This is a genomic window from Streptomyces sp. NPDC048416 (assembly GCF_043200435.1).
Taxonomy (GTDB): Bacteria; Actinomycetota; Actinomycetes; order Streptomycetales; family Streptomycetaceae; genus Streptomyces.
Map to the genome: position 1 here is coordinate 81,013 of NZ_JBICXU010000020.1, position 12,250 is coordinate 93,262.

A 12,250-nucleotide genomic window follows, 5' to 3' on the forward strand; every position below is an offset into this window, starting at 1 on the left:
CACGCATGGTGAGGCCGCCGCGAATTAGGGGTTCACATGTCTCCTCGTTCCATCAGCCGCATCGCCGCACTCGCCCTGGCCGCCGCCGGGCTCGCCACGGCGGCAGCCGTTCCCGCCACCGCCGTGGCCAGGCCGACTCCGCACTCACCCGTCGTTCTGGGCGCGATCCAGTACGACAGCCCCGGGCACGACGACCGCTCCCAGCGGAGCCTCAACGCCGAGTGGGTCACCGTCACCAACACCGGCCGCGGCACCGTGAACCTCAAGGGCTGGACCCTGACCGGACGCTCCCACCAGCCCTACACCTTCCACTACCTGCGTCTCGGCGCACACCAGTCCGTGCGCGTCCACACCGGCAAGGGCCGCGACACCGGCCGTGACGTCTACCAGGACCGGCACGACTACGTCTGGGACAACCACGCGGACACCGCGATCCTGCGCGACCACCACAAGCACACCATCGCCACCAAGTCGTGGCGCCACCGCTGATCGCGCCGCACCACTCATGACGGGCCGGTGCCCGGCGTCCCTCACGGGGTGCCGGGCACCGGCCCGTCGGCGTACGCAATGGCCGCAATGGCGGGCGTCCGGCACCGGGCCGTGCGCCCAGTCCGGGCCACGCCTACAGGTCGGGGCACGCGTACAGGTCGGGGCAGCGCCTGCGCGGACGGCCGAACTTCAGGGCGGCGCACGGCGTCAGCACACAGGCCCGCCTACCACCAGTACGCGGGGTATTCCGGGGCGTTGCGCCGGATACGCGAGGCCGCGTACTCACCGAGGACGAGCAGCACGCAGGCGCCCGCGAGAAGCGGCACGAAGCGCTCGGGCGCCGGGTGCTGGAGCACGACGACGACCGGCGTGGCGCAGGCCGGTGAGTGCGGGGCGCGGGCGATGAGCGTGAGCGCGACCGTCGCGGCGCCGGCCAGGGCGGTGGCCCAGGGCGAGCTGCCGACGGTGGCGAGGACGGCGTAGCCGGTGGCGGCGCCCAGCAGGTGCCCGAGGATGACATTGCGCGGCTGGGCCAGCGGCAGGGTCGGCGCGCCGTGCACCAGGGCGGCACTGGCCGCCAGCGGAGGTATCAGGACAGGTTCGTGGATGAGGGTGCCGATGGCCACCAGGGCCAGCAGCACGGTGGCGGCGGCGCTGATCGTGTGGAACGCGGCGCCCGCGGGCGGGCGGGCCGGTGCCCGGCCGATGAGCCGGCTCCTGCCCACCGGGACGGCGCGGACGGCGGGAGCGGGGCCGGTCTCGGACGGGCGGCTCGGAGCGGGCCGCGACAGCTGGGGCAGTGGGGACATGGGCATGATCTCTGAGCGGGCGGCGCGTGCCGGGCAGGTCGACAAGGGGCAGGAACGGTCGACACTGCGCGGGGCAGGTTCTGCGGTGGCAGAGAACGTGACCTTGCGGCGGCCCGGTGGGGCCGACACAGTCCACCGCTCATATTATCGAACGTCTCCCGGCCCCTTGCCGCCGCCCGAACCCCCTTCGACCGGCGAGGACGCGGCACAAGCCCCACCGATCCCTGGTCCCCGATCTCCGATTTCCCGAGGAGCCGGCCGACGGATCTGACAGACTCGCGGTTCGGCCGTGGCGAGGAACGGGGAGGCCGTCGTGCTGGAAGGGGAGGCCGTCGTGCTGGAAGGGGAGGCCGTCGTGCTCGAAGAGGACTGCGCGGAACGGGCGTTGCCGGTGGTCGAGTCGCGTCCCGTCGCCTCGGTCGTCGCCGGGCGCGACGACCTGCGCGAGCGCGGTTGGGGCGAGGAGACGGCCCTGCTCCGCCTGGACGGGACCCGGTTCGGCCCCGAGGCGTTGGCCGGTCTTGAACAGTTCTCCCACCTGGAAGTCGTCTTCTTCTTCGACCGCGTACCGGAGGGGGACATCGACTCCGGTGCCCGCCAGATTCCGGGGCACGAGCCCGGGGCCATGGCCGGGATCTTCGCCCAGCGCAGCAGGCGCCGCCCCAACCGGTTGGGGGTCTCGCGCTGCCGGCTCGTCGCGGTGGACGGACTCGACCTCCGTGTCACGGGGCTCGACGCGGTCGCCGGAACGCCCGTCCTCGACATCAAGCCATGGGTTGAGGAGTTTGGCCCGCTCGGTGAGGTGCGGCAGCCGACCTGGGCGACCACCCTGATGCGGGGCTACTACTGAGCGAGCCGTCGCCGGAGTGCTCCCGGCCCGTCCGCAGCCTCGTCGCTCGGCCGCCGGCCTGCGTCGTCAGGACGTACAGCAGCGCAAGGCTGATCAGCCAGCCCGCCACCGCGGAGAACTGGTTGATCGTGAACTTGAAGGCCTGGCCGAGGAGCAGGTCCACGAGGAGCGCGGCGCGCAGCGTGCGCAGGGCGTGGTCCCGGTCGCGGCGCAGCAGGACCGTGCCGCGCAGGGAGAGGGCCAGGGAGGCGAGCGAGCAGGCCAGGGCCCCGGTGATGACGGCCCACTGTGTCTCATGGGCGAGGGTGCCCGTGAGGCCGTCGGCGGCGACGGCGATCAGGAGCAGCGCCGCCTGAAGCACCGTGCCCCATGCGGCGATCCGGGCGAGCCCCTGCCGGCCGGACACGCGGGCGGCCAGCCACGCGCGGACGCGTCGTGCCGCCTCCTGGTGGGGGCCGGGACGCCGGGCGGGGCGCTCGGGTACGACGTCGATGAGGGCCGCGAGGGCCGCGTCCAGCTCGGTGGCCGGCGCGCCGGTACCGCGCAGGCGGCGCAGGGCCTCGTCCCGTTCTCGCGGGGTCAGTCCGCACAGGACGCCGTGCAGAGCGGTGTCCGCGGCGGCTGCGGAGCGGGCCGCGCCGGGCGCCTCGTCCCCGTCCCTGCGCGCGCGGCGCGTGACCCACCACGCGAGGCCGGTCAGCACGGCGAACGACAGGTAGATGATTCCCGCGGCGGGCCGGTAGAAGTAGCCGACGTCGGCGACCAGTTTGCCGACCTCGTCGATGAAGAGTCCGAAGCCGACCCCGCCGAGGACCGCGCCACGCCGCCGGGACGCGACGCCGGTGAAGACGAGCATGACCAGGAGCCCCGCCAGCATCAGCAGCCCGCCCCACAACATGTGGGCGATGTGGAGTCCGCCCTTGCCTCCCCCGAGTTTCGGGTAGCCGGTCAGCGCGAGGAAGGCACGGGTCGCCAGGACGGTGACGATGCCGACCAGGACGAAGAGCCGCAGGTGCGCCGCGGCGCTCGCGGTGCGCAGGAATCCGTGGGTCACAGGCGTACGAGACATGCTCCGAGCCTCGCGCCGACGTTCCGGCCGGACCATAGGGGCAGCCCCCCTCCCGCCCACGGGCTGACCCCATGGGCGCAGGCCCCCGGGCCGGCCGGACGGACCCGGCCGGCCCGGGGGATGGCACGGGTCAGCGGTAGGTCCCGGGGTGACCCTGCATCGCGATGCATGTCATGCATGGCATGCATCGCGATGCAGGGATCGTGTCCCGGGTGCCGATCAGCCTGCCGATCAGCCCTCCGCCCCCGGCCGGGACAGCCCGGTTCCGGGCACGTGCGCGGCCCGGCCGCCCCCACTCCTCGGACCGGCGGGCCGCCAACGCGCCCGGGTCACTCGGAGGACGATCCGCCCAACGCCTCGGCGAACGCGCCGGCTTCGTAGGAGCCGCCCCGCTGATGCACGATCACGGCAAGCCGGTTGGCCGCGTTGATCAGGGCCACCAGGGCGACCAGTGCGGCGACTTGATCGTCGTCGTAGTGCTCGCGCACCTGGGCCCAGGTCTCGTCGGAGACACCCTGGTGGGCGTCGGCGAGCCGGGTGCCCTCCTCGGCGAGTGCCAGCGCCGCCCGCTCGGCCGCGGTGAACACGGTGGACTCGCGCCACGCGGCGACCAGGTGGAGCCGTACCGCGCTTTCACCGGCGGCCGCCGCCTCCTTGGTGTGCAGGTCGATGCACCATCCGCAGCCGTTGATCTGGCTGGCGCGCAGGGACACGAGCTCCTGCGTGGACTCCGGCAGGGATGAGCGCTGGATCACCAGGCCGGCGTTGGCGAACCGCTTGGCGAACTTCGCGGCGATCTCGTTCCCGAACAGGTTGAACCGCACGTTCGAGTTTTCGTTCTCGGACAGGTCGAATCGAGCGTTCATGATCTCGTCCTCACTCGTAGCGTTGCGCTGGATGCCCACAAGATGCCGACCGCCCGCCCCCTGTGACGGGTTCACGATGTGACGTGGGCCACCGCTTGTGGATGTCACAGCGGGGTGAGGGCCGGCGTCTTGTGGGCGTGTGCCGTGGAGAGCCGAGAGTCAGGAGCAGCCAGTGAATGGTGAGCACGACAAGAACGCAGGGAGCCCGGCCGGGCGACTCCCCGACGGCCAAGACGCAGGCCCCGCGACCGACGCCTTCGTCGCCCACCGCAACCTGCTGTTCACCGTCGCCTACGAAATGCTCGGCTCGGCCGCCGACGCCGAGGACGTCCTCCAGGAGGTCTGGCTGCGGTGGGCGGGGGTCGATCTCGGCACAGTGCGGGACCAGCGGGCGTACCTGGTACGGATCACCACGCGTCAGGCGCTGAGCCGACTGCGTACCCTCGGCCGCCGCAAGGAGACCTACGTCGGCACGTGGCTGCCGGAACCCCTGCTCACCACCCCGGACGTGGCCGACGACGTCGAGCTCGCCGACAGCGTCTCGTTGGCCATGCTGCTGGTGTTGGAGACATTGGCGCCGACCGAACGGGCGGTGTTCGTGCTGCGCGACGTGTTCGACCTCGGGTACGACGAGATCGCCGGGGCCGTCGACAAGAGCCCGGCGGCGGTCCGCCAGATCGCGCACCGGGCCCGGGCACACGTCGCGGCGCGCCGGCCTCGCGGTGCGGTCTCGGCGGCCGAGACGAAGCATGCGCTCGACGCGTTCCAGCGGGCGACCGACACGGGCGAGTTGCAGGGCCTGCTGGACATCCTCGCGCCGGACGTCGTCCTCCTGGGCGACGGCGGCGGGGTCAAGCAAGCCGTGCTGCTGCCCATCGTGGGCGCGGACAAGGTGGCGCGGCTGCTGACGCACGGCCTCGGCAGGATTGCCGCGTTCTCGCTGCGTCCCGCTCAGGTCAACGCCCGCCCCGCGCTGGTGCTCCATCTCGACGGCGAAGTCGACACGGTCCTGGCGCTGCGCATCGACGACGGCCTCATCACCGGCATTTACGCCGTCCGCAACCCCGAGAAGCTGTCCGGCATGCGCAAGGGAACCACCCTCCTGCGCCGCTGAACCCGGACGGCAGGGAAAGCCCCAGCGGTCCCGGCGCCTTCAGGAGAGGCAGGCCGACGGGCAGGGACAGGGGCAGGTGGACGGCAGGGGCAGAGACAGTGGGCAGGCAGACCGGCGGGGAGGAAAAGCCTTTGCTCAGCCTAGGGGCCCTAGGTATAACCTAGGGCCCCTAGGAAAGGGGTGGGTGCATGGTGCGGGCCGGGTTGACGGCGGAGCGGGTGACGATCGAGGGAGCCGAGCTGGCGGACGAGGTCGGACTCGACCGGGTGACCATGTCGCAGGTGGCACGGCGGCTCGGCGTGAAGGACGCGAGCCTCTACACGCATGTCCGCGGTCTGGAAGACCTGCGCGGGCGGATCGCGCTGCTGGCCGCGGACGAGAAGACCATCCGTATCGCGGAGGCGACCGCCGGACGGTCGGGCAAGGACGCACTGGTCGCGTTCGCGGACGCCTGGCGCGCGTACGCCCACCGGCACCCGGGCCGCTACATGGCGACGCAGATCCCGATCCAGATCGACCCCGAGCTGGCTGCGAAGGCGCCGGGACCGCGGCGCGCGGTCGAGCTGACCTACGGCATGCTGCGCGGCTACGGACTGTCCGAGCCCGACCTGACCGACGCGGTCCGGTTGCTGCGCAGCACGTTCCACGGGTTCGTCGCCCTGGAAGCCGCGGGCGGCTTCGCTCACGCGCGCTCGCCGCAACGCTCTTGGGCCCGCGCCCTCGACGCCCTGCACACCCTCCTGGAGCACTGGCCCCCGTCCCGAGAAGGAGACTTGTCATGAATGGCCCGACCGCCGGCGCCCTGCGGGTGAACGGCGCGACCCTGTACCACGAGGTGCGCGGCCGGGGCCCGCTCCTGCTCCTGATACCCGGGGGGACGGGCGGCGCGGCTTCCCTGGACGCCGTCGCCGACGACCTGGCCGACGAATACACGGTCGCGACGTACGATCCGCGCGGCATGTCCCGCAGCACGCTGGACGATCCCGAGGCCGAGCAGTACGTGGCCGAACACGCCGACGACGCACTGCGGTTGCTGGACCTCCTGTCGCCCGGTGAGCCCGCCCGGGTGTTCGGCGCGAGCTCGGGCTCGATCGCCGCCCTGCACCTGCTCACCGCCCACCCCGCACGGGTCGAACGCGTCGTGGTGCACGAGCCGCCCGTGGTGGAGGTCCTGCCGGACGCGGCCGGCCATCGCGCGCTCGTCGCGCGCGTGCGGGACACCTTCCGCACGCAGGGGCTCATGCCGGCGATGGCCGTGTTCGCCGCCGGTCTGGCGAAGGACGGCGACACCACCGGGCCGAAGCCCCAGATCGAGCTTCCACCGCAGGCGGCGGCGCGGGCCGAGCGGACCATGGCCGACCTGCCGTACTTCGTCGGGCGCATCGTGCCCGCCTTCATGTCCTACGTCCCCGACGCCGACCGGTTGCAGACGCTGTCGGACCGGCTCGTCCTCGCCTGCGGCCAGGAGTCACGCGGCGAGCTGCCCTACCGTCCGGCCGCGTTCCTGGCCGAACGCCTCGGCACGGAACTCGTGTACTTCCCCGGCGGTCACACCGGACTCACCACGCACCCCACCGAGTTCGCCGCATGCCTCCGCAGGGCACTCCGGGCGTAGACCCCGTACGGACTCGCCGGTGCAACCCGCGGAAACGCGGCGAGCAGCTTGTCCGGCGCCACGACACCACCTGCGCCGCCGTGGCCGGCGGGCGTTCGCGCTGGTTCGCGCGGCTTTCGCCGTACGGGCGCGCGACCGCCCGCCGCCCGGCTACAACAGACCGCGGGCCATGCCCAGCAGGCGGTCGAGGACCTGCCTGCCACTGACCCGCAGCCCGTCGTGCTCCCACTCGTTGGTCACCCAGGCCCGCACCCCGCCCACCGCGTCCGCGGTGGCCAGCGAGTCGGCGGTGTCGACGTACATGTCGTCGTGGTAGACGGCGGCGAACACCGGGACCTGGTTGGCCGCCAGGACGTCGGGAGCGTACAGATCGGGCCAGTCCGTGCGCCTGGCAAGGAGATCGGCCGTCTCGCGCAACGGGCGCAGCGCGGGGTCGGTGTCGAACATCCAGGGGTAGATCATCTCGCCGGTGAACCGTACGGGGGCGCCGTCCGCCAGCGCCTGTGCCGCGTCGAACTCGGGGAACTCCCGGCGCACCCGCTCGGCGGCCCAGCCGGTGGGCCCCGGGTCCACCGACCGCTGCCCGTAAATGGGTTCATGCAGAATGGCGTAGAGGGGTCCGTCGGCGAAGGAGAGCTTCGACTGGACGCCCGCGAGGAAGGTGTCGGAGAGCTCCGGCCCGCTGCTGCCGTGGACCCAGGCGTCCTCCAGCAGGTAGTGCAGGAGGTCGGAGCCGTTGCCCGCGCCGAGCATGAGGCCCAGCGACTGGAAGGCCTCGACTGTCAGGGTCCCGCCGTCGGGCAGCTCGGCGGGCGCGGCCAGCAGGTGTTCGGCCACCCGCCGGACGGCCTCGACGTCCTGCGGGTAGCGCGCGTAGTGGGCCGCGTTCTTGCGGGCCACCCGGGGGTAGGCCGCCCGGTAGACGTCCGCCGCGCTGCTGCGCAGGCCCGCGAGGCCTCCGGTGACCAGGGCCTCGCGCAGCCCTTCGGGGGCCAGCGACAGGTAGGTGAGCGTGCAGAAGCCGCCGAAACTCTGCCCGAGCAGGGTCCACCGACCGTGCTCACCGAGCAGCCGGCGCCGGATCAGCTCGGCGTCCCGGACGATCGAGTCGGCACGGAAGTGGGAGAGGTAGTCGGCCTGTTGGGCCGCGCTGCCACGGCGCGGCAGGGTCTGCCGGTTCGCCGGGGTCGAGCGTCCGGTGCCACGCTGGTCCAGGAGCAGCACCCGGTAGTCGTCCAGTGCCCGGTCCAGCCAGCCCTCCCGGCCCACCGGCCTGCCCGCCCTTCCACCGGGGCCGCCCTGGAGGTAGAGCAGCCAGGGGAGTTCGGAGCTCTCCTTGCCCGCCGCCACCACTTCACGGGCATAGATCTCGATCTGCTCGCCTTGCGGCACGTCGTGATCCAGCGGCACCTGGAAGAGATGGTCGGCCAGGACAACACCTTGCTGTCGGGTCACGACGGACATGAGACTCCTTTGTCTGCTCTGCACGGTCTGTTCTGTGCGGTGCGCTCTGTGCGGTGTGCGGTGTGCGGTGTGCTCTGTACGGTCTGTGCTGCTGCGGCGCGCTGCTTGTGCGGCACGGCCTGTCCCGCTGTGGTTCGGATCGTGCGGCACGGTCGGTGCCGCTGTGGTTTGGATCGTGCGGCCGGCGCGCACACGATCCGCTTTCGCGCACGGCACCGCTCGCGCGAGTCGGTCACGACCGTCGGCCGACGCCCCCGGTGGACCTCCGGCACCGGCGGCCCACCTGCGTACCGTAGTTGACGCGGCGAGCGGTGCCCGGGTCGGCCGTACGAAGCCGTCGGTGCAGGGTCCTGGGCCTGGCTCCTCGCGATCCGGCCCCGGGCCGTCCCCGAGTGCGTCAGGGTGCCCGCTCGGCGCCTCTGCCTGCCGTCGCACGCGGCCCCGTTCTGGCACCTGCGGCGAGGCCGCTGCAACGGTTCGGGCAGCCCGTGGTGTACGAAGTGCTACGTGACCGAAGAGAATCAGCCGCCGACCGTTCGCGTGTTCATAGCGCTTGCCCCGCCCGACGACGCGAAGCACGAGCTCGCCCGGGTGTTGGAGCCCGCCTATGACGCCTATCCGCGCCTGCGGTGGAACCGCATCGAGGACTGGCACATCACGCTGGCGTTTCTCGGGGAACTTCCGGCCGAGACCGCCCCGCTCCTGCGGCGGCCGCTGGCCGACCTCGCGGCGACGCGGCGACCGCTGCGACTGGCTCTGCGGGGTGGCGGACACTTCGACGAGCGGGTGCTGTGGAGCGGGATCGAGGGTGAACTCGAAGGCCTGCACCGGCTCACCGCCGACGTACGTGCCGTGGTCAGGCAGTGCGGTGTCGTCTTCGAGGACCGTCCTTTGCGGCCGCACCTGACGCTGGCCCGCGCCCGGCGCGACGATCTGTCGAGCATCGTGAAGGCCGCCGACGGCCTCTCCCACTTCACCGGACGACAGTGGCAGACCGAACGCCTGCATCTGGTCGCGAGCAACATCGGCCGCGGGCCGGGACCGATCCGCTACGGCGACATCGGGGCATGGGACTTCAGCGGCGAGCTGTGACCCGGTCCGGCGGGCGGTCGCAGGGGCCGTAGGAACTCTTCGCTCGGCGGTCCCAAACGACGCGGACGTTCCTGACTGGGTGTCACCCAAGGGGCGGACTGCGCGTGAACTGGCACCCGCAGAAGGCGAGTTGATGTCCACGCCTGGACACCTCAGCGTCCACCTCCGCCTCCGCCTCCGTCGCGCACGCGACACGCACCCCGGGGACGTACCGGCATGGCGTGCACAGACATGGACCGCACGCCGCCCCTCCCGCTCCCGCCCCTCGGCCCGGCCCGTCCCCCGACCTGCACCCCACGCCCCGCGGTACCAGCCTCCACCGCGACGACGCGACGTCCTCCGGCACCTTGTCCGAAACTCGTACCATCACAGACCGTCACGGATGTGAGATCCCCAGATCATCGGGGCATGAGGACTACCAGGGGGTTTCGCCACACATCCCCGCTCCGCGCCTCACCATAGAGTCACGGAGAGTGAGAATTCTTCGGGCGACGCAAGCGGAGCCGGGAACCCGGGACACAAGAGACAGGCAGGCACGACGTGGGCGCAGACGAACTCGCCTTCTGGCTGCGGGCGCGCACCGTGGGCGGCACCATCATCATCGAACTGCACGGCGAGCTGGACATGTTGGCCCACAGGGAACTCGGGCCAACCGTCCATGCGCTGATGTGCCGGGCCAATGTCGACGCCGATGTCGATGTCGATGTCGATGTCGACGTGATCGTGGACCTTCGGGCGGTGACCTTCCTCGACGCGGGCGGCATCCGCCTGCTCCTGGCCATACGTGAACACGTGATGCGGCGAGGCGGTGCGCTGCGCCTGATACGCGGCACTCCGCGCGTCTCACATGTGCTGAGGATCGTCCGTCTCGACGGCTCCTTCACCATGCTCGACACGCTCCCCCGCGCCCTCACCGAAAACATGGGAGCCGTCGGCGGAGGAAGAACTTCCGGGTAGCGGCGCGGGTGCTCGCAGCGCGCTCCGGACGCTGAAGCGCTGGTTCACGCACCTCCTACGCGGTCCGTTGCTAGGCCGGGTTCGACGGCGGCCTGCCCTGCGCTCACCGTAGCGCTGCGGCCCTCGGATCCACCGAACCGGCCGGATCCACCGAACCGGCCGGATCCGCCGGACTCGCCGGATCGTATGGCCAGCACAAGTCCGGCGATGAGATTCGCGCGCCCGGCCATGGTGTCCACCACCACATATTCGTGATCGGCATGGGCGCCGCCCCCCACCGCTCCGAGACCGTCGAGGGTGGGTACCCCGAGGGCCGCGGTGAAGTTGCCGTCGCTTCCGCCGCCGACGGCCCTGCCTTCGAGGTCCGGAACGAGTCTCTTGGCCACCGCGAAAAGCCCGGCGGACGCGGACTCGGGCATCGGCGGCCGGCCCACGCAGCCCTCGACCGTGATCTCAGCCTCGTCGAGGTGCGGGGACAGGCGCGCGAACGCGGCCTCGATCCGCTCCTTCTCCTCGGCGGTCTCGACCCGTACGTCGACGACGACGGTCGCCTGCGCGGGCACGACGTTGTCGAGAGTTCCGGCGGACGCGACGGTCGGGGTGACGGTCGTGCCGATCTCGGGCCGGTCCAGTGCCGCGATGTCCAGGATCTGATGGGCCGCCTCGATCAGGGCGTTCACCCCGGCCGCGGGCTCCAGGCCCGCGTGCGATGCGCGGCCCGCGATGGAGACCTGGAATGTGCCGCACCCCTTGCGGCCGGTCTTGACGCCGCCCCCGTCGGCGGCGCCCTCGCACACGAGCACCGCGCCGCAGGCAAGGGCCCGTTCCTCAATGAGCGCGCGCGAGCAGCGGGAGCCGACCTCTTCGTCGGCCGTCACCAGGATCTCGACACCCGAGCGGTCGTCGAGCGCCGCCACGGCGTGAATGGCCTGCACCAGGCCGCCCAGCATGTCGAAGACGCCGGGGCCGGTCACCTGCCCGTCCCTGACCTCGAACGGGCGGCGCTCCAAGGTGCCGAGGGGGAAGACCGTGTCGTGGTGACCGAGGATCAGCACGGCGGGGTCACCGCCGCCCGACCAGTGGACGTGCGGTCCGGCTTCGCTCTCCACGAGCGTGGCACGGCCGCCGAGGCGGTTCTCGATGACGGCGGCGACCGTTGCGGCCGAGGCCGCAAGGGCGTCGAGATCCCGCGAGGGGGACTCGACCTCGACGAGGGTTCTCAGATCCTTGATCATCGCGTCCACGCTCACCGGGACGGCCTTGTGCGTCGTCATGCGACGAGGTTAGTCGGCATTCGTACGTCAACGGCCGGGGCGAGGCGGGGCTGCGCACACGCCACAGGGGTTGTCCATGGGGAGACGAGAGGACCCCGGGCGGCCGAAAGGAGGACATGTCGATAGAGCCGCGCAGTGGGGGTACCCGCCCTTAGAGGCCCTTAGAAGGCCCTTGAAGACCCCCAGAGCGGCGACGAACGGCATGCAGAGGTGAGTGATGTGACCGCACCCGAGGACCGGAGCATCCCTGAGAACGGGACGGGGGAAGATCATGGGACAACGCTGATCGGTGTCCGGCCCCATGACGATGTCGACCTGGCGCTGGAGTACCTGACCGCACGGTCCGAGGCGCCCGCGCAGTTCGCGCTCGGGGTGGCCGCCGCGTACCGGTGGTCCATGGGCCGCTCCGAGCGCTCCCCGGTCACGGGTACGGCCGTCCGTCGCCCGCCGGATCTGCCGTTGCTGACCGCCGAGGTGGACGCGGCCGTCGTCCAGCTCGAAGACCCCACCTCGCAGGCCGGTGCCCGGGACTTCACCCGGGGTGTGCACGACGGTCTCGCCTGGGTGTGCGGCTACAGCGACCGGCGGATCTGAGGACCCCGGCCGTCCGGACCGCCGACGCCACGGCCAGGATGCCCCCGGGGATCACGC

Annotated in this window: 13 protein-coding genes; 8 read left to right on the forward strand and 5 right to left on the reverse strand. The window is 71.9% G+C overall.

Annotated features, from left to right (window positions below):
• Positions 1-36: 36 nt before the first annotated feature.
• Positions 37-489 carry a lamin tail domain-containing protein gene (locus ACGFW5_RS23550; RefSeq protein WP_393836260.1) on the forward strand — a complete coding sequence of 151 codons (453 nt, stop codon included), beginning with the start codon at positions 37-39 and terminating at the stop codon, positions 487-489.
• A 224-nt stretch (positions 490-713) separates the two neighbouring features.
• Here ACGFW5_RS23550 and ACGFW5_RS23555 read toward each other — a convergent pair whose 3' ends face one another.
• Positions 714-1,298 carry an HPP family protein gene (locus ACGFW5_RS23555; RefSeq protein WP_393836261.1) on the reverse strand — a complete coding sequence of 195 codons (585 nt, stop codon included), beginning with the start codon at positions 1,296-1,298 and terminating at the stop codon, positions 714-716.
• 313 nt (positions 1,299-1,611) lie between these two features.
• Here ACGFW5_RS23555 and ACGFW5_RS23560 point away from each other — a divergent pair, with 313 nt between their 5' ends.
• Entirely contained in the window at positions 1,612-2,148 is a 537-nt protein-coding gene (locus ACGFW5_RS23560; RefSeq protein ID WP_393836262.1) for a TrmO family methyltransferase, read from the forward strand.
• Here the strand turns inward: ACGFW5_RS23560 and ACGFW5_RS23565 are convergent.
• A complete protein-coding gene (locus ACGFW5_RS23565) occupies positions 2,063-3,217 on the reverse strand; it encodes a hypothetical protein (protein WP_393836263.1) in 1,155 nt (384 codons plus the stop codon). The genes ACGFW5_RS23560 and ACGFW5_RS23565 overlap by 86 nt on opposite strands.
• A gap of 329 nt (positions 3,218-3,546) precedes the next feature.
• Complete coding sequence (locus ACGFW5_RS23570) at positions 3,547-4,083, reverse strand: carboxymuconolactone decarboxylase family protein (RefSeq protein ID WP_393836264.1); 537 nt, start codon at positions 4,081-4,083, stop codon at positions 3,547-3,549.
• Positions 4,084-4,255: 172 nt separating this feature from the next.
• Between ACGFW5_RS23570 and ACGFW5_RS23575 the strand changes: the two genes are divergently transcribed.
• From ACGFW5_RS23575 to ACGFW5_RS23585, 3 genes are all read left to right on the forward strand, one after another.
• Positions 4,256-5,197 carry an RNA polymerase sigma-70 factor gene (locus ACGFW5_RS23575; protein WP_393836265.1) on the forward strand — a complete coding sequence of 314 codons (942 nt, stop codon included), beginning with the start codon at positions 4,256-4,258 and terminating at the stop codon, positions 5,195-5,197.
• Positions 5,198-5,385: 188 nt separating this feature from the next.
• Entirely contained in the window at positions 5,386-5,979 is a 594-nt protein-coding gene (locus tag ACGFW5_RS23580; RefSeq protein ID WP_393836266.1) for a TetR/AcrR family transcriptional regulator, read from the forward strand.
• The gene (locus ACGFW5_RS23585; protein WP_393836267.1) at positions 5,976-6,812 is read left to right on the forward strand and encodes an alpha/beta fold hydrolase; all 837 of its coding nucleotides are present in this window, start codon (positions 5,976-5,978) and stop codon (positions 6,810-6,812) included. Before ACGFW5_RS23580 ends, ACGFW5_RS23585 begins: the two co-directional genes overlap by 4 nt.
• Before the next feature lie 150 nt (positions 6,813-6,962).
• Here the strand turns inward: ACGFW5_RS23585 and ACGFW5_RS23590 are convergent, their stop codons facing one another.
• Positions 6,963-8,276 (reverse strand): alpha/beta fold hydrolase, encoded by a 1,314-nt coding sequence (locus ACGFW5_RS23590; RefSeq protein ID WP_393836268.1) that lies wholly within the window; start codon positions 8,274-8,276, stop codon positions 6,963-6,965.
• A 507-nt stretch (positions 8,277-8,783) separates the two neighbouring features.
• Here ACGFW5_RS23590 and thpR point away from each other — a divergent pair.
• Complete coding sequence (thpR, locus tag ACGFW5_RS23595; protein WP_393836269.1) at positions 8,784-9,368, forward strand: RNA 2',3'-cyclic phosphodiesterase; 585 nt, start codon at positions 8,784-8,786, stop codon at positions 9,366-9,368.
• Positions 9,369-9,908: 540 nt separating this feature from the next.
• A complete protein-coding gene (locus ACGFW5_RS23600) occupies positions 9,909-10,325 on the forward strand; it encodes an STAS domain-containing protein (protein ID WP_393836270.1) in 417 nt (138 codons plus the stop codon).
• A gap of 44 nt (positions 10,326-10,369) precedes the next feature.
• Here ACGFW5_RS23600 and ACGFW5_RS23605 read toward each other — a convergent pair whose 3' ends face one another.
• Positions 10,370-11,599, reverse strand: coding sequence for a M20 family metallopeptidase (locus tag ACGFW5_RS23605; protein ID WP_393836271.1), 1,230 nt, complete (start codon positions 11,597-11,599; stop codon positions 10,370-10,372).
• Positions 11,600-11,818: 219 nt separating this feature from the next.
• On the opposite strand from ACGFW5_RS23605, the gene ACGFW5_RS23610 reads away from it, so the two are divergent.
• Positions 11,819-12,193 carry a hypothetical protein gene (locus tag ACGFW5_RS23610; protein ID WP_393836272.1) on the forward strand — a complete coding sequence of 125 codons (375 nt, stop codon included), beginning with the start codon at positions 11,819-11,821 and terminating at the stop codon, positions 12,191-12,193.
• The last annotated feature ends 57 nt before the right edge of the window (positions 12,194-12,250 follow it).

What these genes read in the sequence shown, in the direction of transcription:
- ACGFW5_RS23585 (WP_393836267.1), top strand. Translation starts at nt 5,976, where the DNA reads ATGAATGGCCCGACCGCCGGCGCCCTGCGGGTGAACGGCGCGACCCTG.
- ACGFW5_RS23590 (WP_393836268.1), bottom strand. Translation starts at nt 8,276, where the DNA reads ATGTCCGTCGTGACCCGACAGCAAGGTGTTGTCCTGGCCGACCATCTC.
- ACGFW5_RS23580 (WP_393836266.1), top strand. Translation starts at nt 5,386, where the DNA reads ATGGTGCGGGCCGGGTTGACGGCGGAGCGGGTGACGATCGAGGGAGCC.
- ACGFW5_RS23555 (WP_393836261.1), bottom strand. Translation starts at nt 1,298, where the DNA reads ATGTCCCCACTGCCCCAGCTGTCGCGGCCCGCTCCGAGCCGCCCGTCC.
- ACGFW5_RS23570 (WP_393836264.1), bottom strand. Translation starts at nt 4,083, where the DNA reads ATGAACGCTCGATTCGACCTGTCCGAGAACGAAAACTCGAACGTGCGG.
- ACGFW5_RS23565 (WP_393836263.1), bottom strand. Translation starts at nt 3,217, where the DNA reads ATGTCTCGTACGCCTGTGACCCACGGATTCCTGCGCACCGCGAGCGCC.
- ACGFW5_RS23550 (WP_393836260.1), top strand. Translation starts at nt 37, where the DNA reads ATGTCTCCTCGTTCCATCAGCCGCATCGCCGCACTCGCCCTGGCCGCC.
- ACGFW5_RS23605 (WP_393836271.1), bottom strand. Translation starts at nt 11,599, where the DNA reads ATGACGACGCACAAGGCCGTCCCGGTGAGCGTGGACGCGATGATCAAG.